Origin of the sequence: Labilibacter marinus, from assembly GCF_001659685.2 — a bacterium.
GTDB lineage: Bacteria > Bacteroidota > Bacteroidia > Bacteroidales > Marinilabiliaceae > Saccharicrinis > Saccharicrinis marinus.
Genome location: NZ_LXYE02000010.1, coordinates 47,257 through 69,125 on the forward strand (window position 1 = coordinate 47,257; position 21,869 = coordinate 69,125).

The following is a 21,869-nucleotide window of genomic DNA, read 5'->3' on the forward strand; positions in this document are numbered from 1 at the left end:
TATAGTTGTTAATTGAGATTATTCGCAAGGACAATAAGTACTATACCATCCCCATCTTTTTGCATCAAACTTAGTTCCTGTACTCCAAGATGTTTCACTCCATGTTTTGTTGCCCATTGTTTTAGAAACAACCCCGTGAGCAGCAATTGGCCAACATCCATTAGCATCTTTACAAACGTCTTCTAGATCAGCAAGAGGAATCATCAGTACATTACCGTTAAAGTCATCTATATGATAGGGGAAATTACCGTTTTTAGGATTTCCATTTTTAGTGGCTGGCATCTTATCAATACAACCAACATATACATGTGCTTCATCAAGGTTAAAACCTTCTTCTAAATCATAGTTGATATACAGATATTCATCATCTTCCCATACAACCAAGTCTCCAACATTATGGTGTTGAGCAGCTACAATATCTCCAATTTTTTGAGGCGGACAAGGGTTGCATTCTTTCCAGCAGTAGTCTAAGTAATAGTTGTATCCTGTTTCATTATCTGAAGTAAGCCACCAGCTTGCCCATTTTTTTAAAGCCTCATTATAAGCTCTTATTTTTACGTTAAGTTTAATGCAATCTGACCATTCTCCTTTAGGGATTTTAAAGGTTGTAAGTTTAGTGTCAGAGTCACGAGTGAATTCCATTTGATAAGGAAAATTTTCGTAATCCCTACTCAATTCATCTCCTTCGTTAAATAGGTTTAAAGAGATTAACCTAAGTTTCCATCCATCTTCTACCTTAACATGAATATAAATGTAGTTTTCATCATTCATAATTGATACCATTGCAGCATCAAAGAAAGGGTATACATCTTTTTCTCCACATATATCAATATTAGTTTGGTTCATGGAATAATACCAATCAAAGTCTGTCATGTGGGTCCAATGATCTAGATGACCACTTTTTAGGTTTGCTTCTACATTTAATTCTTCTACTACATCGCTTTGTGTACAAGATGTAAATCCGATTACAACTATTGCAAAAACGAAAAGATATTTTCCTAACTTCTTCATGACTTTTATTTTTAGTTATAAATGCAAATTGCCCTTTTTAAAGATTAATGTCAATTTATTTTTGATAGACGACCTGATTTATGTTATTGTTTACACTGAAAGAACAGAAACCTTACATATTAAAACCCAAAAGAGCTATAATTATAAAGCTCTTTTGGGTTTTAATATTAGATCAGTAATAACTCTAATCACAAGGACAATATTGGGAAGAAATCCACCATCTTTGTCCATAGCTTCTATATCTTCTTCGACATTTCTTTTCTTCATCAGATTTTTCTTTTGAAATGCTTCCGTATGCGAAAATAGGATAACACCCATTTGTATTCTTTTTAATAGTTTCTAATTCAGCAAGAGGAACAGTTAAAACTCCATTGTCAAAATCTTTCATAGAAAACACTAGCTTATTATGGTTGCATCTACCTCTTTTTGAGCTATACAATTTTTTGTAATCACCAATGTAAAAAATAGTGCTTTTTAGTTCATATGATTCTTCAACATTATACTTAACGTAGAAGTTTTCTTCGTCTTCCCAGACAATGATATCTCCTAGATCATATTTTCTGTATGCTTTAATGTCTCCTATGTTTTGAGGTTCACATACTTTGCAGTCTTTCCAGCAGTAATCCAGGTAGTAGTTGTATCCGCTTAGATTATCAGAAGTTAACCACCAACTTTGCCATTTTTTTAATTCTTCATTATAAGCTTCAATTTTAATGTTAACCTTGAAGCAATTAGACCATTCACCATTGAATGGCACTTTGAATTTGGCTTGCTTTGTATCTGATTCTCTCGAGAATTCCATTTGGTAAGGAAAGTTTTCATAGTCTCTACTTAGCTCCTCGCCATCACTAAAAATGTTAAATGAAAGAAGTCTTAATTTCCAGCCTTCATTGGCTTGTAAATCAATATAAAGAAAGTCCTCGTCATTTTTGATTGAAGCTTGTGCAGCATCAAAAAATGGGTAGGTGTCCGCTGCGTCGCAATAATTAATATCTATTTTGTCAACTGAATAATACCAATTATCTTCAGCCATATAAGTCCAATGATCAACTTGGGCACTCTTCAAGGTAACCGCTTCTTGAGCTATCTCTTCTATTTCTTCATTACTCTCACATGAAGTAAATGCAATAAATAATATTGCAATTGACCATACATAGTTAAAATTACATTTCATAACAATAGGTTTATTTATTTTGTGTTCTAGTTTATGCATGCAAGTTGGCCAATTCATAGATAAGTGTCAATCTTATTTTGATGGATAGTTATTTATTTGTTTTGTACACGTATTTTTTGAGTAAAATATATTTTAAGACATGCTATTTTATTGAGGTTTTGATGTTAGTTCTATAACTAATACACTTTTAGCTTTCGCTGTAACTTTGTCTAGTGATTGAATTTTTCGCCCTGTAAGAATATTGGTTCCATACCTATATTGGCCTAATATTTCTTTAAATCTATTCAGTAGAATGGTACTCTTACCAGTCGTATTATTGTTTAACACAACCATCACTGTTTCAGTGTTTGAAAATCTAAAATAAATGTATATTCCATCTTCAGGGATAAAGTGTAGGGTTTTGCCATATCTAAGGGCATTAGATTTTTTTCGATAGTTTAAGAGCTTTTTAATATGATTAAATATTTGGTTTTGCTCTTTGCTTCTACCTTGTTTTCTAAATCCATTTATACTGTCACTTTTCCATCCTCCAGGAAAGTCGAGTCGTATTTTATCGTGGCCCTCTAAACCGTTACCATTCATCAGCAACTCGGTGCCATAATATATTTGAGGGATACCACGAGTGGTTAGCACATACGTCAAGGCCATTTTAAGTTTATAGGTATTATTATCGAGCATATGGAGTATTCTTCCTTCATCATGATTATCGGGGAAAACGACCATATTCATCGGGTTTGGATAAAGGTGGTCATCTGCTAACGTGTTGTATAAACGTACTAAACCTGTGCTCCAACTTTCTTCTTCGTTAAAAGCGTGTCTGATGGCTTGTTGCATAGGGAAGTCCATTAAGCTAGGAAGATAAGAGTTGTAGCCATCTTGATTTGGAAAGTCCTTTTGCCAGTAACACAGTTTAGAGGCTTCGTTAATCCATGATTCTCCTACAATATTGAAGTTGGGATATTCCTTTAAAATACGTTGTGCCCAAATAGCCATTCCATGCTGATCGGGATATGGGAAAGTGTCCATCCGTATGCCTTGAAGCCCTGCATATTCAATCCACCAAATACTATTTTGAATCATATAGGTCAGCAGGAATTTATTTTCCAAGTTTAGGTCCGGCATATGTGTATCGAACCAACCTTTTACGGATAAATCTTTATCTGCTTTAGCTACGTATGGGTCAGAGATGGTAGATAAACGATAATTAGAGCGTGTAAATTCCTCCCATTGGTTAATCCAGCTAAACATGGGCAGATCATGCATCCACCAGTGATTACTACCACAATGGTTAAAGACCATATCCATAATCATTTTTAACCCGCGTTTATGGCATTCTTGGCTGAGTTCTTTGAATTCCTTATTTGTCCCAAAGCGTGGGTCTATAGTATAAAAATCGGTAATGGCATAACCATGGTAGGAAGAATGTTCCTGATTATTCTCCAATACTGGATTTAACCAGATAGAAGTAAAACCCATCTCTTGTATGTAATCAAGATGATTACTAATGCCTTGCAAATCGCCTCCATGTCTTCCGTGTGGAGCTTTTCGATCGACCGATTCAAGCATTCCGTCGACTTGGTCTATTTTAGGGTTACCATTTGAAAAGCGGTCGGGCATTAAAAGATAGATGGCATCGCCAGAATCAAAGCCTTGCCTGTTGGCAGAATCATCTTTTCGCTTTAATAAAGGATATATATGGGTATGAACAAGCTTGTTATTCTGTGAAAAATGGATGGTAAATTCCGTTTCTTCTAAGGTGTGTGGAAGAAGTAAATCAATAAATAAGTAATTGGAGTTTTCTACTTTAGATACTTTACGGACTTGTATAGAAGGGTGGGCTATAGCGAGATCAAGGGATGCAATTTCTTTTCCATAAATCATTAACTGCAACTCTTCCGAATCCATGCCCACCCACCAATTGGGAGGTTCAATTCTTTTAATTAAATTATTTTGGCAATCATTCTTTGCTGCTTTATCCGAAGTTTCCATATATCCTAAATCGAATCTAAAATTAAGGATTCTTAAACGAATACTTTAAGCGAGACTTGAAAATATTTTATTGGGTTATATGCATAAAACAAAAAACCTCCTTACCGTTATGGCAAGAAGGCTTTTGTATCCAAATCGAAATTTATCGGGAAATAGTCTTTGACTGATTAGCTTCAACAGTCACTAATTCGTCGTAAACGTATAATTCAATGGTTTCTTTGGCATGAGATAAAATTTCTACTTCTTGAGTAGTTACCCTTACCTCCAAGTCGTTTCCTTTAAATGTAATACGGAAAGCATATTCATCCCATTCCTTTGGAATGTCTGGGCTTAAATACAGCTTCTCATTATAGGCTCTTTTACCTCCAAAACCTTCAACAATACTCATCCATGTTCCTGCCATACTGGTAATATGCAAGCCTTCATGAACCTCTGCATTATAATCATCTAAATCTAAACGCGATGTTCTTAAATACATCTCATAAGCTTTCTCAACCCTACCAATTTTAGTAGCTAAGATGGAATGAACACAAGGAGATAATGAAGATTCATGCACGGTTCTTGGTTCGTAAAAATTGAAGTTTCTCTCAATTTCTTCTTTAGAAAACTCTTCCTCTAGCACATACATACCTTGTAAGGTGTCTGCTTGTTTTATAAAGTTAGAACGAAGAATTCTATCCCAAGACCAGTGCTGGTTTATTGGACGTTGAGCTGGATCAAGGTCATCTGCCATAACCTGCTCTTTATCCATAAAACCATCTTGTTGCATAAATACTTGCAGCTCCTCATTGTATGGAAAGTGCATTTTATCAACTATATCAACCCAACGAGTAGTTTCTTCAGCTTTGAACGAAAGCTTGCTAACTAACTCATCATATCTGGCAGGGTTGCTGGCTTTAACATGCTCTAATGCTTCCTTGGTATATTTTAAACACCAAGTAGCCATTTTATTCGTATACCAGTTGTTGTTAATGTTGTTTTCGTATTCATTAGGACCAGTAACACCTAGCATCACATACTTTTGGCGAGCCTCAGAGAAGGTAATTCTCTGACTCCAAAAACGGGAAATACCTACAAGTACTTCAATACCGTACTCTTCCAAGTATTTTTTATCGCCTGTATGGCGGATGTAATTATGAATAGCATATGCAATGGCGCCATTACGGTGAATTTCTTCAAATGTAATTTCCCACTCATTATGACACTCTTCACCATTGGCGGTTACCATTGGGTATAATGCTGCACCATCAGTAAAACCTAACTTTTGCGCATTTTCAATCGCTTTTTGTAGATGCTTATATCTATATACTAAAAGCTGGCGAGTAACTTCCTTTGGAGAAGTCATCAGGAAAAAAGGAATACAATATGCTTCGGTATCCCAATATGTGGTACCTCCATATTTTTCTCCAGTAAATCCTTTAGGACCAACGTTTAATCTTTCGTCTTCTCCTGTGTATGTTTGGTTCAGATGAAAAATGTTAAAACGAATAGCCTGTTGTGCAGCTACATCACCTTTAATTTTAACATCACTGTGAACCCACTTTTCAGCCCATTGTTTTTTGTGATCGGCAAAAAGCTGGTCGAAACCTTTATGAGCAGCATAAGAAGCTAACTCTTCAGCGTTACTCTTTAACTCACCATCTGCATAGTTTAAAGATGAAACTACCCCAGCAAATTTTTCGATAGTAGCAGTTTGTCCTTCTTTAACTTCAGTTTCCACTTTATTACCAGCCCATTTAGCTAATTGAATAACTTCAGGCTTCGCTTGTACTTGTTTGCCATCCAATAGTAAATGGTACTTGATAGCAAAACCACAACGGAAATCTGATTTTTTAGTTTGACATTCTAAATAAGCAGAACCTTGAGCTGCATCTACATCAAGCACATTCCAAAACTTCTCATCGTAGTTTGAATCTTCATTTTCGATGTCTCCATCAATATATGGCGTGAAGCTAATTGCACCAGAAAAATTCTTTGGTGTAACTTCGTAACGGATAGCACCATTTTCTGTGTCAGCCATACTTACAAAACGTTTGGCTTTAACATGAATTTGTTTGTTCCCCGCTAAAGTAGCGTTAAATTCTCTTTCTAAATAGCCTTCTTGCATATTTAAGGTACGCACAAAATTAGCTACTTCGCATTGGCTTAAGTCTAACTCAATACCATCAATTGTAACATCAATACCAATCCAATTTGGAGAGTTAAGAACTTTAGCAAAATATTCTGGATACCCATTTTTCCACCAACCTACTCTAGTTTTGTCTGGGTAATATACACCAGCAACATAACTACCTTGTAAACTAGGACCTGAGTATTTTTCTTCGAAGTTGGCACGCTGTCCCATTTTGCCATTACCAATACTAAAGATACTTTCTGATGCTTCGTGATTGTTAGGATCGAAACCTTCTTCGATCACACTCCATTCGTCATGTTTAAGATATTCTTTCATTTTAATTTCTTTTTTTCAATTACAAATGATTAGTCGTTTAACAGACCAAGTTTTTGCATACTCATTTTATGCAAACCATCCACAACTAAATGTGCTTTACCTAACACATCCTCTTTACCAATACCTACGCACTTCATGCCTCCTGCTAAAGCAGCTTCCACTCCTGCTTCTGCATCTTCAAAAACCACACAATCTTCTGCTTGTACGCCCAATGCTTCTGCACCTTTAATAAATACTTCAGGATCAGGTTTTGCTTTTGCAACGCTGGTTCCATCAATAATAGCCTCAAAATATGATGTCAATTTTAATCGCTCAAGAATCAACATTGCGTTTTTACTGGCCGAACCAAGCGCAATTTTTATATTTTCTTTTTGTAATAGTTCTAAAAACTCTTTGGTTCCAGGAAGTATTTCTTCAGGTCCCATTTTTAGAATATATGTCAAGTAATTTTCGTTCTTTTTGGTAGCTAAGGCTACTTTTTCTTCTTCACTCTTTTCAACCTGTCCAATTGAAAGTAGTATATCTAAAGAAGTCATTCTGCTAACTCCTTTTAGTCTTTCGTTATCTTCAAGGGTAAAATCAAACCCCATTTCGTTTGCTAACTCTTTCCACGCTATGTAATGATACTTTGCTGTATCTACAATTACCCCATCTAAATCGAAAAGACATGCTTTTACTTTTCCCATTTTGTTTTTTTTAATATTGATTCTTCAATAAAATGATATTTTAAAACCACCTGTTTAAAAATCTGGTAGTATTGAATTGTAATTGGTATTAGGCTTCTACTTTTTCTTCGGACTTTACAAAGAATACGGAGACTGCACCTAAAAGCATACTTACTCCTGCAATTATGATCATAAATATTGCCTCACCTCCGAAGAAGTGTTTAAGAATGGAGCCAGCAACTAGGCCACTTAGTATTTGAGGTCCTGCTATCGTGAAATTAAATACCCCCATGAAAACACCCATTTTATCAGCTGGCAGTGAATCGGATAGAATAGCATAAGGCATAGCTAGAATAGCAGCCCAAGCTATACCAACGCCAAGCATTGGTATCATCCAAAATATTGCACCAGTTGGAACATCTACTTGAGTGAAGAGAAGGTTTAAGTGAACAATATCTCCTCCTTTAAAAAAGAAGCTTGATATATATGCTAAGCCTCCTATAAATAGAGCTACACTATATACTGTCTTACGACCGATTTTATTAGCGATTTTAGTCATGAAAATTGAGAATATTGCCGCAAACAAGCTATAGCCCGCAAATAAAATACCAATCCAATCACCAGCATCTTGTGCAGCCTGCGATGAACTATCTCCAATCTCACAACCCCAAACGTGTTGAGAAACAGCAGGTGTCATATATACCCACATTAAGTATAAGGCAAACCAACTGAAGAATTGAACAATGGCTAGCTGGATCATTGTTTTTGGAGTAATTTTTAACAATCTAAAGAATCCCCAAAAACCTTTGTACTTAGGTTCTACTTCTGCATTTGCATCTAGTCCTTTGTATTCCGCATATTCTTCAGGGGGATATTCTTTTGTTTTGAAGACTGTCCAAATTACAGATAGTAACAATACAGCACCTCCTATGTAAAATGACCATATTACTGACGGAGGTACTTGACCTGTTGGAGCAGTATTGGAAATTTTTAAAGAATTAGTTAGTACAAATGGTAGAATTGAACCAATTACGGCTCCTGCGTTAATTAAAAAGCTTTGAGTTGAGTAACCCAGGTTTCTTTGTTCAGAAGGAGTCATGTCTGCTACCAAAGCTCTAAATGGCTGCATAGTGATATTAAAAGAGCCATCCATTAATGCAAACATCAGCAGTCCGAAAAGAAGTACAGGCATAACGGCAACAACAATTGACGCGTTAGGCATTAAAAACATGGATAAAGCAGCAATAATTGCTCCACCCAGTATATATGGTTTTCTTCGACCCAACTTATTCCATGTTTTATCACTTGCTGATCCAACAATGGGCTGTACAATTAGTCCCATGGCGGGAGCAGCAATCCAAAATAAAGGTAAAGCATGGAGGTCCGCTCCTAGGTTTGATAAAATACGGCTTACGTTAGCGCTCTGTAAGGCAAAACCCATTTGTATTCCTAGGAAACCGAAACTTAAATTCCAGATTTGCCAAAAGGATAATCGAGGCATTTTCTTCATATTCAAAATAATTATATGATAATTAAGTATCTCCAATAAAATAGAGACGAAAATCGTGGGAATAAATGATAAATGCTATCAACCCCGATTTGTTTATCCAGCGAGAGTAAATAAAACAATAATTCCTGATTAGGAAATATAGTGGTGTTATGTATATGTTATTAAATCGTGTCCAGTGATTTAAAATCTAATGTAAAGATACACTATTGCAAGCAAATTTACCTAATAGTAATTTTTGCTTGAGGCTTGTAAATGAGAGTGCTTGTTGCTTAAATGCCAGTTTGCAACCGTTTGCAGAATATAGCTTCTTTTGAGTAAAAAAAATGAAAAAAATTATTGACTGGCTTCTGCAACCGTTTGCAAAATACCCACTTGCTCTCATTTTTTAGAGAAATAATGTGTTTAAATCGGTATCAAAACAATTTAATTGGGGTACAGACTTAGAGTTTTGTACGGTACTTAAAAACCTTGACTAGGGTTGTAGCTTGTAATTATTTATATATGAACCACTACCTCGCTTCACAATAACTAGGAACTTCTGGGTGCTTTGCGGTTTTCTAATATATAATATAAAGAACGCCCAATATGTGAGCGTTCATTATAACAAGTTGTACTATTGCAGTAGTAGTGAAAAATCTGACCTTGATACTAAAGAGTTAAATTAATCTTTAAATTTTGCAGTAGATTCTCTAATTCTTAAAACTGGAGTTAATACTTTTGTTTGAGGTGTGTAGGTCTCTTCTTCGTTTTCAATTTGGTTAATTAATAATTGAATAGCTTCTTTACCCATTTCAATTCCTTTTTGCTCTACTGTAGAAAGTGGAGGATAAGCAATGGTTGCATTGGGACCATCTCCAAAACCAATAACTGCTATATGGTCAGGAATTTTAATACCATTTTTCATTAAAACTTGCATGGCCGCGATGGCCGTAGAATCGTTAACCGCAAAAATACCATCAATTTCATTGGCCATAGTTAATATTTTACCTGCATTGGCAAATACTTCGTCTCTGGTATCACACTTTATCAGGTAATCAGGGTTAAAATCAATTCCTATTTCATTTAGAGCCGATTCGTATCCTTCCTTTCTTCTTTTTCCAATGGCTAAATGTTGAGGGCCTGCTAAATGAAGTATTTTTTTACAACCAATAGATATTAAATGATGTGTAGCAATTTTGGCTCCTACATAATCATCTATTACCACTCTGTCAGCAGAAATTCCTTCGGGTGCTCTGTCGAAAAATACGACTGGCACACCATTATCTATCAGGCCATTTATATGGTCAAAGTTAGTGGTGGTTTTGCTTAATGACATCAATATACCATCTACTCTGTTATCAAGTAAGGCCTGTGCATCACTTACTTCTCTATCATAATCTTCGTTCGATTGGCATATCATTACATTATACCCAGCGGCATAAGCAACTTTATCTATACCCGCTAGTACTGAAGAAAAAAAGTGGTGTACAATTTCAGGTATTATAATACCAATTGTGTTGGTTTTACTCCTGCGCAAATTTAAAGCCAATGCATTAGGCCTGTAATGTACTTTGGCAGCAAAGGCTTGAACCATTTTTTTGGTTTTAGGACTGATGTCTGGATGATCCTTTAATGCTCTAGAAACAGTTGAGGCAGAGATGCCTAGTATTTTAGCAATATCCTTAATAGTAACTTGATGTGATGCCATTTATATAGTGTGTGCTATGATATTATTGATGTAATGCTCCAATTGCAATATTTAAAAATACAATAAATACATAATATACGAGTATAATAACTCTTCTATTTAGATTTTAATTAACAAAATGTTGGTTGATAGGGGTAAAATGGATTGTTTTGAACAGATAATTGATATGTTCAAAATATGTTATACAACATATAGATATTTTGCAATCGTAATCGCAAACGACTCCGCAAACGTTTGCGTTAAAAAGTGTCAACAATCACCTTCTCAATGTTAACAAATGTTTAAAAGTGATGTTGAATTGTTATAGATTTGTGTCGTCCATTAATGAGTAAGCTAGTTGGAAACAAGGTGTTATACTGGTTTATTGAATTAAGTCCAAAATTTAAAATCTACAATTTATTATTTAAAAAGTTAAACAAGTTTTAAACTGTTAAATCTTTGGTTTTATGATTAAGTTATTTCGTTTTAATAAAGTTGTTTTCGTTCTGACTGGTTTGCTTTTGATGGCAAGCCATATGTCAGCTCAGGAAATGACAATTACTGGAATTATTACAGATGCCAGTGATGGAGAACCGCTTCCTGGAGTAACGGTAGCAATTAAAAATACTACTTCGGGTACTATTACCATGATAGATGGTACATATAATATAAATGCAAATAAAGGCGATATATTATTCTATTCTTTTATAGGTTACACAACTCAGGAAGTTACTTTGGAAGATCAAACAACAATCAATATAGCCTTAGAATCTGAAGTGATTGGCATGGATGAGGTTGTTATTATTGGGTATGGAGTGCAACGCAAAGAAGATAAAACGGGAGCGGTTGCTCAGGTTACATCTGAAGAGCTAGTGCGCGGTGCTATTCAGGATCCGGTGCAATCCATTCAAGGTAAGACTGCAGGGGTTTCTGTAACCAAAACTGGAGGTGACCCAAATGGAGGTTTCTCTGTAAAGATTAGAGGTGCATCTGGATTTGATTCAAACACTCAACCTCTTTATGTTATTGATGGTGTTCCTGGTGTTGATCCAACAACGGTTGCTCCTGAAGATATCGAAACTTTTAATGTGTTAAAAGACGCAGCCTCTACTGCAATTTATGGTTCACAAGGAGCCAATGGAGTCGTTATTATCACCACCAAACGAGGTTCTATAGATAATAGTACGGTTAATGTTAATATGTCTTGGTCTATGGATAATGTTGCTAATCGATTGGATATGCTTTCTGCCACAGAAATGCGTAGTCATTATGTTAGTACAGGTCAGGAATCTTTGGATGGAGGAGCTTCTACGGATTGGCAAGATGAAATCTTCCGAACTGGCATGACTCATAATTATAATGTCAACTTCTCTGGAGGTAATGATAAGAGTACCTATTATGCTTCATTAACTAATACCAACTGGGAAGGGGTTATGAAAGGAACGGGTAAGGAGCGTACGATTGGAAAAGTTAACTTAATGCATAAAGGGCTAGAAGATAAACTAACTCTGTCTGCTAGTTTATCGATGACTATTGAGTCTAACGACTATGAAAGTTATGATGGCTATGATAAGGATGATATTCTATATCAAGCTTATTCAAGAAACCCAACAGATCCAGTTTATAATGAAGATGGATCATATTATCAAACGGATAGAGAATTTAACTATGAGAATCCACTTTCTGTAATTGATAATATTGATAATTTAAGGGATGCCAAAAGATACTTCGGGAATTTTAAAGCGGATTATGATTTTGCGGAAGGACTAAAAGGATCGGTAAATTTAGGATATACAAGAGACGATTCTGAAAGTACATATTTTCGTCCAATGGATGTTTATTCACAACCAAATGATGGATATGCAAGAAAAGGGTATGATAATACCAGTAAAAGTTTAATTGAAGCTACGCTGAATTATGTAAAAACATTTAATGCGGACCATAACTTAAATGCCATTGGAGGTTATTCTTGGCAAGAGACTAATTATAATGGATTTTATGCGCAAGGTAGTAATCCTGCTTCTCCTCATATGGGAGCTGATAATTTGGGAGGAATGCAACTCGTTAATTATGGAGATGTTGGTTCTTGGAGAGGAATGTCTCGTTTAATAGGATATTTTGGTAGAGCTCAGTATAATTATAAGCATAAATACTATTTGTCAGCTTCTGTTAGGGCAGATGGTTCTACGAAGTTTGGTGAGAATAATAGATGGGGGGTATTTCCAACCTTAGCAGGGGGATGGACTTTAAGTCAAGAAGAATTTATGCAGACAATTGATTGGTTAGATAACTTAAAGTTAAGGGTGAGTTATGGAGTTTCTGGGAACCAAAATATTGGAGAGTATAGGAGCCAGATTTTGTATCAAACAGATGGGCTTGTTACAAACCCTGAAACGGGTCTTCCTGTGTTAAGTTTCCGTCCAGCATGGAATTCTAATCCAGACCTTAAGTGGGAAACAACAGCTGAGACTAATGTGGGGTTTGATTTTGCAATGTTTAATAGTCGCTTGAGCGGTTCATTTGAGTACTATTATAAAAAGACAACAGATCTTTTAGGAGCTTACCAAGTGCCGGTTCCTCCAAATTTAGCCCAAACAACATTTGCTAATTCTGGAGAATTACAAAACTCGGGAGTTGAATTAAACCTTCAATATTTTATTATAGATACTAAAGATTTTCAGTGGAAAACAAATTTTAATGTTTCGCATAACAAACAGGTTATGTTAGAGCTTGGTGAGTATGCTCCTGATGACGGAATAAGAAAAGAAGGTTTCTTAAGTGGGCGAGGCTTAATTGGTAACAATAATTATGTAACAGGAGTTATTGTTGATGAGGCACTTGGTTCATTCTATTTGCCAGAGTATAGAGGGTTAAACGATGAAGGAAAGTTTCTTTACACATCTAGTACTGGTGGTGTAACTTCAGAACTTAGTGATGCCCAAAGATATGTTGCAGGAAGCCCTCTTCCTGATGTGGAGTTTGGTTGGTCCAACAGTTTGACCTATAGGAAGAATTGGACACTTGATTTTACATTCCGCTCAATGATAGGTAATGAGGTTTATAATGCTACTACTATGTTTTTTGATGACCCATCTTTATTAGGAGGTTTAAATGCCTTGCCAGAAGCTAAAGATTGGGCTCAATTAGGAAGAACAACAGGTCCTGCAGTTGCAGATATTTATGTTGAGGATGCATCGTTTATAAGGTTGGACTATTTAGCTCTTGGGTACAACTTAAGGCCTAAAAATGATGGGTGGCTTGAAAACGTAAGGTTTACACTCTCAGGTAATAACTTATTTGTTGTGACAGGATATTCGGGTGTTGACCCAGAAGCTAGTTTAGACGGAGTTGCATTTGGTATTGACCAATATAACGTTTACCCTAAAACGAGGTCATTTGCGTTTGGAGTAAGTGCTACATTCTAAACAAAAATTATTGGTTATTAAAAAAACGATTCAAGATGAAGAAAATTATATTTAACATAACTTTATTGTCTATACTTATCAGTTCATGTACTGATTTAAGAGAAGAGGTGTATGACAAGATTCCTGCAGAGAAGTATCCTGAAAATGATTCGCAGGTAGCTACTTTAACTGTTCCAGCATATAAGACTTTTTATAATCTTGTAGATGATTGGGCTTGGTGGTATCTAACCCAAATTGTTACATCAGATGAAATCTGTTTTCCAACTAGAGGAACAGATTGGGATGATGGTGGAAAATGGCGTATCCTTCATCAGCATAAATGGAGTAACGATGTAGACGCGGTTAATAGTATGTGGGACCACTTTTGGCAAGGTATCACAATAAGTAACCAAATACTTGATCAATTAAGTCAGTATGATCAAAATGAATTAATTCTCGCTAAGCAAGCAGAAGTTAGAACAGTAAGGTCTTTTTATTACTATTTATTAATGGATAATTATGGAGATGCACCATATCTGGAATCTGCTCTTGATGCACCTGAGTTTCCAGAAAAAATCGCTAGAGCTGAGATATTTGAGAACTTAACTACTCAACTTATTGCAGATTCTCCACTTTTAAGTGATAAGAATAATAAATATTTAGCAACTAAGCATTTCGCTAATGCAATATTAGCTAAGCTTTATATGAATGCAGAAGTATATACCAAGACGGCCATGTGGGATAAGGCAGATCAGTATGTTGATTCTGTTTTAGCAGGACCTTATTCAATTGATTCTAATGTATCAGATCCATTTTTAACAAATAATGAAGGATCTAGAGAGAATATCTTTACCATCAACTTCGATGAAAATACTGCGGAAGGTTTTCGTATTCATATGCGTACTTTACATTATTCATCAAACCAAACTTACGATATGAATGTAGGGCCATGGAATGGTGGAGCTTGTCAGCCTGATTTCTTTGATTTTTATGAGGATGCAGATCTTCGTAAAGATGCTTACTTGATTTATGGGCCACAATTTAAAAGTGATGGCACGGAAATTGTGTATGATGGTAAGCCGTTGGTGTTATCTCCTGAAATTTCAAGTATATTAATTCCTGCTTCAGGTACAACAGATGAGGTTAAAAACTCTGGAGCACGTATCTCTAAATATGAGATTAAGAATGGCGCTTTGGAGAATTTAAGTAATGATTTTGTTGTATTTAGATTAACTGATTTTATGTTGATGAAAACAGAACTTATTCTTATGCATGGCGTAACTGGGGATCCATTAACATATATTAATCCGATACGATTAAGAGCTGGTATGTCTGAATATGCTTTGGAAGAATTAACAGAGGAGGAGTTTAAAAAAGAACGAGGAAGAGAAATGTTTGCAGAAGGTCATCGACGTCAGGATTTAATTCGTTGGGGCGATTTTACTAAAGATTGGTGGGAAAAAACTGGATCAAGTGCTGCTAGAACAATTTTCCCAATTCCTAAGTGGGCCACTGATGCGAACCCAAATTTGTAATATAAGGAGTTATTAATAAATAGACTAAATTATCTTTAAAAATGAATATTATGAAAATGTTTAAATTTTTTGCCTTTTTAATGGCATTCGCAGTTGTATTTACAGCTTGTAGTGATGATGATGGTGATAAAGGCCCAGATGAGCCTTTAGTTGAAGATGGTGTATATTTAATTGCAGCAGGATCTGCAGTAGATGCGCCTTCAAGTAAAGGTAAATTTACTAAAGCCTCTAATGAAAATGATATGGATACCGACCGCCCTTCGCTGATGGAGATTTATATGCCTATAGAAGGAGGTACTACATTTACTATTAAAGAGGTGTCAGGTGCTTCAACTATGAATTATGGTTCTGATGATATAGCTGCAGTTGATAAAACTGCAGAAGGAGAAAATGCAGACCAACCAGCAGAGAATATTTGGAGAGGTACTCTAACCGATGGAGGTGCCGAATTTAGTGTTGCAGAAAGTGGAATGTACCATATTTTTTTAGATAAGGAAACAATGAAAGTTGGTTTTACTAAAGCTGAGTGGGGTGCCATTGGTTCTGCATGGGCAGAAGGTTGGGGATCTAGCGTTCAGTTTACTGAAGGTACATTCGGAAAAGAAAAAATGACTTGGACTATTGAGGAAGAGCCAATTAAGAAGTCAGATTGGAAGTTCCGTTATTCCAATGGGTGGAAAGTGTTTTTAGATTACACTACGGTTACTTCAGATGGAAAAGAAGGCGTTGCTGTAAATTGTAACTTAGGAGGTGCTTTAGATGCTTTAGAGGCAGGTGCTGATAATATAGTTAATGATGAAGCAGGCTATTTTACGTTAACTTTAACTTGGGAGTTAGGAAAAGGGTATAGCGCTACTATTGTTAAAACAGGAGACCTTGTAAATACAGATTGGACTGCTGTAAAGTGGGATGCTGTAGGTGATGGTGTTAGTGCTGATAACCCAACAGCTGAAGATGACCCGACTTGGACTTGGGGTAAAGTTGTTTTAGCTGATAATTCTGGTTTACCAGCTAAGGATCAAGAAATGTATACTTATACATGGACTGGAATTAAATTAGTAAAAGATGCAGGTTTTAAAGTGAGAGCACAAGATGCTAATGCTTCAAATGCAGGTTTTGCACAAGTGGATACGGAAAATAGTAGTGATAAGGTTGCAGATGTTGATGGTAACTTATCTGTGACAACTGAAGGAACTTATGATATCACTTTAACTATAGATGCTGATAATTCTGATACAATGGTGGTAACCATTGTTGAGTCGCAACCATAATAAATTAAGAATACATAATTTCTTAAGCCACCGGAACCCGGTGGCTTTTTTTACTTAAAATATATACAAATGAGGATTTTTTACTTTATTATCTTGATTTCTTTTGTTACTTCTTTAAACTCTATCTCCCAAGTAATAACATCAAATCCTACCTTACCAATTGAAACTGATAACGTTGAAATTTCGTTTTATGCCGACCAAGGAAATCAGGGGCTAAAAGATTATACTGGAGATATATATGCTCATACAGGAGTAATCACTGATAAAAGTGATGGAGAATGGAAATATGCTCCTTCATGGGGAGATAATGATGTAAAGTATAAAATGAATAGAGTATCCGCTAATGTTTATACTTTATCTATTTCTCCTGATGTAAAAGAATACTATGGAGTTGCAGATGGAGAAAAGGTTTTAAGAATGGCTTTTGTCTTTAGGAGTGCGGATAACTCGAAAGAAGGTAAAGATGTGGGCAATAAAGATATTTTTATTAATGTTTCGGAAGAGGCTTTATCTGTAGCTATTAGTAAACCTTTAAATGGTAGTTTGTATGAACAAGGTCAGGATGTAGAAATAAGAGCGGATGCTTTATTAAATGATAAACTGGAATTATTTATTAATGAAGTATCGGTAGCATCAACTACAGATCAAACTTTAAGTTATACTGTGGAAGGAGTTTCTGCAGGGGATTATATTATAAAGGCAGTAGCAAGTAAAGGTGTATCAGAATCGATTGATACTATAGCTAAGTTTTTTGTAAGAGAAGATGTTATTAATGAAACAATACCAGATGGATTAAAACGAGGAGTTAATAATATAGACAATCAATCTGTCACTATGGTTCTGTTTGCTCCAAGTAAGGAATTTGTCCATGTTATTGGGGAATTTAATAATTGGGAGCCTTCAAATGATTACCTGATGAAAAAAGATGGTGACAACTTTTGGTTGACCATTAATTCTTTAAATAAAGATGTAGAATATGCTTTTCAGTTTTTAATTGATGGAGAAATTAGAATTGCGGATCCATACACCACAAAAACATTAGATCCAGATGATAAATGGATTCCAGAAAGTGTTTATCCTAATTTAAAAGTATATCCAAGCGATAAAACGGAGCATGTTGCATCTGTTTTTAAAATTAACGAAGTCCAATACGAATGGGTCATCGAGAATTTTGAAAACCCAGATGTTAGTGAATTAGTAATTTACGAATTGCATGTTCGAGATTTTACGGATAATGGAGATATTAAAACGGTAACAGATTCAATTAATTATTTAAAAACTTTAGGTGTAAATGCCATTGAGTTGATGCCTTTTAATGAATTTGAAGGAAACGACAGTTGGGGTTATAATCCATCTTTTTATTTTGCTTCGGATAAAGCATATGGAACGGCTAATGATTATAAGGAATTTGTTGATGTTTGCCACCAAAACGGTATGGCTGTTATAATGGATATCGTGTTAAATCATTCATTTGGTCAATCGCCGTTTGCTCGTATGTATCTGGAAGATGGAAAGCCAGCTAGTAATAATCCATGGTATAATAGAGAACATAATATGCTAGAACCTGCTGCGCAGTGGGGTTATGATTTTAATCACGAGAGTGTTGAAACTCAGGCATTAGTAGATTCTATTAATGCTTATTGGTTAAAGGAGTATAAGATTGATGGATTTAGATTTGATTTTACTAAAGGATTTACCAACACAAGTTATCCTGTTGGTGATTGGGCAAGTGCTTACAATAAAGATCGAATTGATATTCTAACACGCATGTCAAATTATATATGGCAAGTGAAATCTGATGCTATAATTTCTTTTGAGCATTTGGCAGATAATTCTGAAGAAAAAGAACTAGCTAATCATGGTATATTAATGTGGGGTAATAGCAATCACGATTTTACCGAAGCCGTTATGGGTTACAGTTCCAATTTTTCATGGACATCCTATAAAGAGCGAGGATGGGATAACCCGCATGTGATTTCTTATATGGAGAGTCATGATGAGGAGAGAGTGATGTATAAGACGAAAGAATATGGTAATTCAGATGGAAGTTATGATACCAAGGTATTAAAAACAGGATTAAACAGAAAAGAAGCTGCTGCTGTATTTTTAATGACCATTCCTGGGCCAAAAATGATTTGGCAATTTGGTGAGTTGGGTTATGATTATAGTATCAATTATTGCATTGATTCAGATAATGACGATTGTCGTACAGGGAAGAAGCCTGTGCGCTGGGATTATATGGAGGATGACAACCGAATGGATTTATACGAGACTTACAGCCGAATTATCGACTTAAAAAAAGAAGAACCTGTATTTGCAACTGCTGATTTTGATATGCAAGTATCTTCTTATACCAAACGTATTGAACTAAACTATCCAGATTCTGATGTTAGATTGGTAGGTAATTTTGATGTGGTTGAAAAGTCAATTGCTCCTAATTTCAGTTCTACTGGGTATTGGTATAATCATTTTAAAGGCGATAGTATTAATGTAAGTGATTTAAATCAAACATTTGCTTTAAATCCTGGAGAGTTCGCTTTATTGACTCAAAAGAAATTAAAAGGCTTCGTTCCGCATACTAGCATTGGCGATCCTACTTATTTTGATAATGCTCGCGTTGCTCCTAATCCTGTTAAGGATATTTTAAAGGTGTATTCAGGAGATAATCCTTTTACAAAACTTAAGGTGACTTCTATTACAGGAGTAACACTTCTTGATAAAGAAATAAGGAATTCTGAGGATGTAATTGATGTAAGTGAATATAGTGCAGGTATGTACTTGATTCATTTGATAGGAGACGATAATGGATATAAAGTGCTGAAGTTTATTAAGCAGTAAAATAGATTTGTATTTTAATAGTGAGGTGAAAGCTCGGGGTACTTCGGAATCTCGAGCTTTTTTATTTGCCTTCGCCTAAAAATAGGGTTCTAAGTGTTAATAATAGAATCTTAAAATCTACAACTAAAGTTCTGTTTTCTAGGTATAGGATATCGTATTGTAGGCGCTCAATCATCTGATCAATATTTTCAGCATAGCCAAATTTTACCATTCCCCATGAGGTAATGCCTGGGCGAACGATAAATAAATGATTGTAATGTGGTGCTTTAGGAAGTATTTGGTCAATGAAAAACTGTCTTTCTGGTCGAGGTCCCACAAAGGACATATCACCCGAAATAACATTGATGAGTTGTGGTATTTCATCCAGACGCCATTTTCTCATAAAGCGACCAATGGGAGTAATCCTAACATCATTGGCGGATGATAAAGCAGGCCCATTTTTCTCCGCATCAACATACATCGATCTTAATTTTAAAATCATAAATGGCTTTTTGCCTTTGCCAATACGTTGTTGTTTATAGAGTATTGGTCCGTCTGAACCAATTTTAACCGCTATAGCTAAAGGGATGTATAGAGGAGCTGATAAAATAAGAGCAAAACTCGCTAGCGAAAAGTCAAATGATCTTTTAAATAATTGTTGCCAGATAGGTGGTTTATTAAGCCCAATGGTAATGAAAGGTTGGCTTTTTAAATTTTGAGTTTTAACGGTTCCTTCAATTAACTCAATAATTCCTGTGGTTAGGCGAATGACAATTTCTTTTAGCCTTAATGCGTTAACAACTAAGCTTATTTCAGATTGATTATTCTGATCCATGCAAACCAAAGCTTCATCCACCTCTTCTTTACGAACTATATGATCTATATCAGTAGTGTTTCCGATGCAAGGCAAGTATGTTCTGAGGTCGTTTATGGGGTCCTTTTCTTCGATGTAACCAATGTATAAGCTTTTTAACCTTTCCTCGCTGTTGAACTCCTTCATTATTTCAAGTGCTTTATTATTAGTTCCAATAAGAACACTTTTATACCCTCGTTTTCCAACTTTGATTAAATAATGAAGACGCGAGATTATTATCATTCTTAATATAAACGATAATGAAAACATGATTGCAAGGTACCTTAAGGATAAGTTTAAAAGGTCATTTTGTATATTAATGGGTGAATGTGAGGCTAATAGAAAAAACAATATAACTGACATTACAAATGAAGTGGTTAAAGTAGGCCCTATAATTTGTAAGCCTGATTTTCGAGCTGTATTGCTGTAATGACCTGAAATATAAAATGCAAATAACCAAGCCACTATTAGACTTACAATTCCCAATATGGTACTGTAGTTTTCAAAACGACTAGGAAAGAATGAAGTGAAGATCTCCTGGTAAGGAAGCCGGTATTTAGAGATAAACATAATGTGCCCTACGCCTAAAGCAAGTATATCAGCCATTAAATGGTAGATGCTTACTTTAAAATTATTGATTCTTTTAAATGTAGTATGCAACGGCACTGTGCTAGTCATTCTTATACCAATCCTCCTATTAGCTAATATAACGTTAAAATTATTAATTAAGTATCTGGCGTTTGAAAAAAGATGGATAAAAACGTGTCGTTTTATTACCGTAGCAATAATGGATGCACTATTTTTAACCGCATAAAGATTAGGGATGGATTCATACAGGCATAAAGGATTAAGAAACCGATTGGTTCAAGAAGTTATTCAAAAGGGAATTAATGATGAAAATGTATTAAGCGCAATAGCCAATGTACCTCGTCACATGTTTTTCGAAAGTAGTTTTATTCAGTTTGCCTATCAAGATAAGGCGTTTCCTATTGGAGCAGGACAAACTATCTCTCAACCTTATACGGTGGCGTTTCAATCAGAGTTGTTAGAGATAAAACCAGGACATAAGGTGTTAGAAGTTGGCACAGGTTCTGGTTATCAGGCAGCAGTACTTTGCGAAATGGGAGCAAAGGTGTACTCCATTGAGCGTCAGAAAGAATTGCACTTGAAGAGTAGCAAGTTATTACCTAGAATGGGGTATAAGCTTCGTTTCTTTTTAGGAGATGGGTATAAAGGCTTGCCTCAATTTGAACCATTTAATAGTATTGTAGTAACGGCAGGTGCTCCTCAAATTCCAGAAGATTTGTTAACTCAATTAGCTATTGGTGGTAGATTAGTTATTCCCGTAGGGGGAGATGATTTTCAAATAATGACTCGTATCACACGAGAATCTGAAACCGAATTTAGTCAGGAAGAATTCGGGAACTTTGCATTCGTGCCAATGCTTAAGGGAGTAGTAAAGTAGTTAATTTAAAATAGGCATTAGTTATTATTTGTAACATGTGAGATTTACAAATAATAACTA

The 21,869-nt window shown here is 35.4% G+C and carries 13 protein-coding genes; 5 read left to right on the forward strand and 8 right to left on the reverse strand.

What is annotated here, in order from left to right; genetic code table 11:
• Positions 1-18: 18 nt before the first annotated feature.
• The 7 genes from A8L32_RS04495 to A8L32_RS04530 all read right to left on the reverse strand — a co-directional run bounded on the left by A8L32_RS04495 (position 19) and on the right by A8L32_RS04530 (position 10,485).
• Positions 19-1,011: a hypothetical protein gene (locus A8L32_RS04495; RefSeq protein WP_066628036.1), complete on the reverse strand. Its 993-nt coding sequence runs from the start codon at positions 1,009-1,011 to the stop codon at positions 19-21.
• 184 nt (positions 1,012-1,195) lie between these two features.
• Entirely contained in the window at positions 1,196-2,185 is a 990-nt protein-coding gene (locus tag A8L32_RS04500; RefSeq protein WP_143525018.1) for a hypothetical protein, read from the reverse strand.
• Positions 2,186-2,332: 147 nt separating this feature from the next.
• Positions 2,333-4,174, reverse strand: coding sequence for a glycoside hydrolase family 13 protein (locus A8L32_RS04505; RefSeq protein ID WP_066628040.1), 1,842 nt, complete (start codon positions 4,172-4,174; stop codon positions 2,333-2,335).
• A gap of 142 nt (positions 4,175-4,316) precedes the next feature.
• Positions 4,317-6,623, reverse strand: coding sequence for a family 65 glycosyl hydrolase domain-containing protein (locus A8L32_RS04510; RefSeq protein WP_066628042.1), 2,307 nt, complete (start codon positions 6,621-6,623; stop codon positions 4,317-4,319).
• A gap of 29 nt (positions 6,624-6,652) precedes the next feature.
• The gene (gene pgmB / locus A8L32_RS04515) at positions 6,653-7,309 is read right to left on the reverse strand and encodes a beta-phosphoglucomutase (protein WP_066628046.1); all 657 of its coding nucleotides are present in this window, start codon (positions 7,307-7,309) and stop codon (positions 6,653-6,655) included.
• Positions 7,310-7,397: 88 nt separating this feature from the next.
• Complete coding sequence (locus A8L32_RS04520; protein WP_066628048.1) at positions 7,398-8,798, reverse strand: MFS transporter; 1,401 nt, start codon at positions 8,796-8,798, stop codon at positions 7,398-7,400.
• A gap of 661 nt (positions 8,799-9,459) precedes the next feature.
• Positions 9,460-10,485 (reverse strand): LacI family DNA-binding transcriptional regulator, encoded by a 1,026-nt coding sequence (locus A8L32_RS04530; RefSeq protein ID WP_066628054.1) that lies wholly within the window; start codon positions 10,483-10,485, stop codon positions 9,460-9,462.
• A gap of 446 nt (positions 10,486-10,931) precedes the next feature.
• On the opposite strand from A8L32_RS04530, the gene A8L32_RS04535 reads away from it, so the two are divergent.
• From A8L32_RS04535 to A8L32_RS04550, 4 genes are all read left to right on the forward strand, one after another.
• Positions 10,932-13,889 (forward strand): SusC/RagA family TonB-linked outer membrane protein, encoded by a 2,958-nt coding sequence (locus A8L32_RS04535; protein WP_066628057.1) that lies wholly within the window; start codon positions 10,932-10,934, stop codon positions 13,887-13,889.
• Between the two features lie 35 nt (positions 13,890-13,924).
• Positions 13,925-15,403, forward strand: a complete 1,479-nt coding sequence (locus tag A8L32_RS04540) for a RagB/SusD family nutrient uptake outer membrane protein (RefSeq protein ID WP_066628061.1) — start codon at positions 13,925-13,927, stop codon at positions 15,401-15,403.
• 50 nt (positions 15,404-15,453) lie between these two features.
• Positions 15,454-16,674, forward strand: a complete 1,221-nt coding sequence (locus tag A8L32_RS04545; protein WP_075590190.1) for a hypothetical protein — start codon at positions 15,454-15,456, stop codon at positions 16,672-16,674.
• Positions 16,675-16,743: 69 nt separating this feature from the next.
• A complete protein-coding gene (locus A8L32_RS04550) occupies positions 16,744-19,512 on the forward strand; it encodes an alpha-amylase family glycosyl hydrolase (RefSeq protein WP_066628083.1) in 2,769 nt (922 codons plus the stop codon).
• 61 nt (positions 19,513-19,573) lie between these two features.
• Here the strand turns inward: A8L32_RS04550 and A8L32_RS04555 are convergent, their stop codons facing one another.
• The gene (locus tag A8L32_RS04555) at positions 19,574-20,950 is read right to left on the reverse strand and encodes a sugar transferase (RefSeq protein WP_066628085.1); all 1,377 of its coding nucleotides are present in this window, start codon (positions 20,948-20,950) and stop codon (positions 19,574-19,576) included.
• 217 nt (positions 20,951-21,167) lie between these two features.
• On the opposite strand from A8L32_RS04555, the gene A8L32_RS04560 reads away from it, so the two are divergent.
• Positions 21,168-21,809, forward strand: coding sequence for a protein-L-isoaspartate(D-aspartate) O-methyltransferase (locus tag A8L32_RS04560; RefSeq protein WP_066628088.1), 642 nt, complete (start codon positions 21,168-21,170; stop codon positions 21,807-21,809).
• Positions 21,810-21,869: the final 60 nt, after the last annotated feature.

Bases quoted from the DNA above. Each gene is read 5' to 3' on its own strand.
- A8L32_RS04495 (WP_066628036.1), bottom strand. From the start codon at position 1,011: ATGAAGAAGTTAGGAAAATATCTTTTCGTTTTTGCAATAGTTGTAATC.
- A8L32_RS04555 (WP_066628085.1), bottom strand. From the start codon at position 20,950: ATGGCTGATATACTTGCTTTAGGCGTAGGGCACATTATGTTTATCTCT.
- pgmB (WP_066628046.1), bottom strand. From the start codon at position 7,309: ATGGGAAAAGTAAAAGCATGTCTTTTCGATTTAGATGGGGTAATTGTA.
- A8L32_RS04510 (WP_066628042.1), bottom strand. From the start codon at position 6,623: ATGAAAGAATATCTTAAACATGACGAATGGAGTGTGATCGAAGAAGGT.
- A8L32_RS04535 (WP_066628057.1), top strand. From the start codon at position 10,932: ATGATTAAGTTATTTCGTTTTAATAAAGTTGTTTTCGTTCTGACTGGT.
- A8L32_RS04500 (WP_143525018.1), bottom strand. From the start codon at position 2,185: ATGAAATGTAATTTTAACTATGTATGGTCAATTGCAATATTATTTATT.
- A8L32_RS04520 (WP_066628048.1), bottom strand. From the start codon at position 8,798: ATGAAGAAAATGCCTCGATTATCCTTTTGGCAAATCTGGAATTTAAGT.
- A8L32_RS04550 (WP_066628083.1), top strand. From the start codon at position 16,744: ATGAGGATTTTTTACTTTATTATCTTGATTTCTTTTGTTACTTCTTTA.
- A8L32_RS04530 (WP_066628054.1), bottom strand. From the start codon at position 10,485: ATGGCATCACATCAAGTTACTATTAAGGATATTGCTAAAATACTAGGC.
- A8L32_RS04560 (WP_066628088.1), top strand. From the start codon at position 21,168: ATGGATTCATACAGGCATAAAGGATTAAGAAACCGATTGGTTCAAGAA.
- A8L32_RS04505 (WP_066628040.1), bottom strand. From the start codon at position 4,174: ATGGAAACTTCGGATAAAGCAGCAAAGAATGATTGCCAAAATAATTTA.
- A8L32_RS04545 (WP_075590190.1), top strand. From the start codon at position 15,454: ATGAAAATGTTTAAATTTTTTGCCTTTTTAATGGCATTCGCAGTTGTA.
- A8L32_RS04540 (WP_066628061.1), top strand. From the start codon at position 13,925: ATGAAGAAAATTATATTTAACATAACTTTATTGTCTATACTTATCAGT.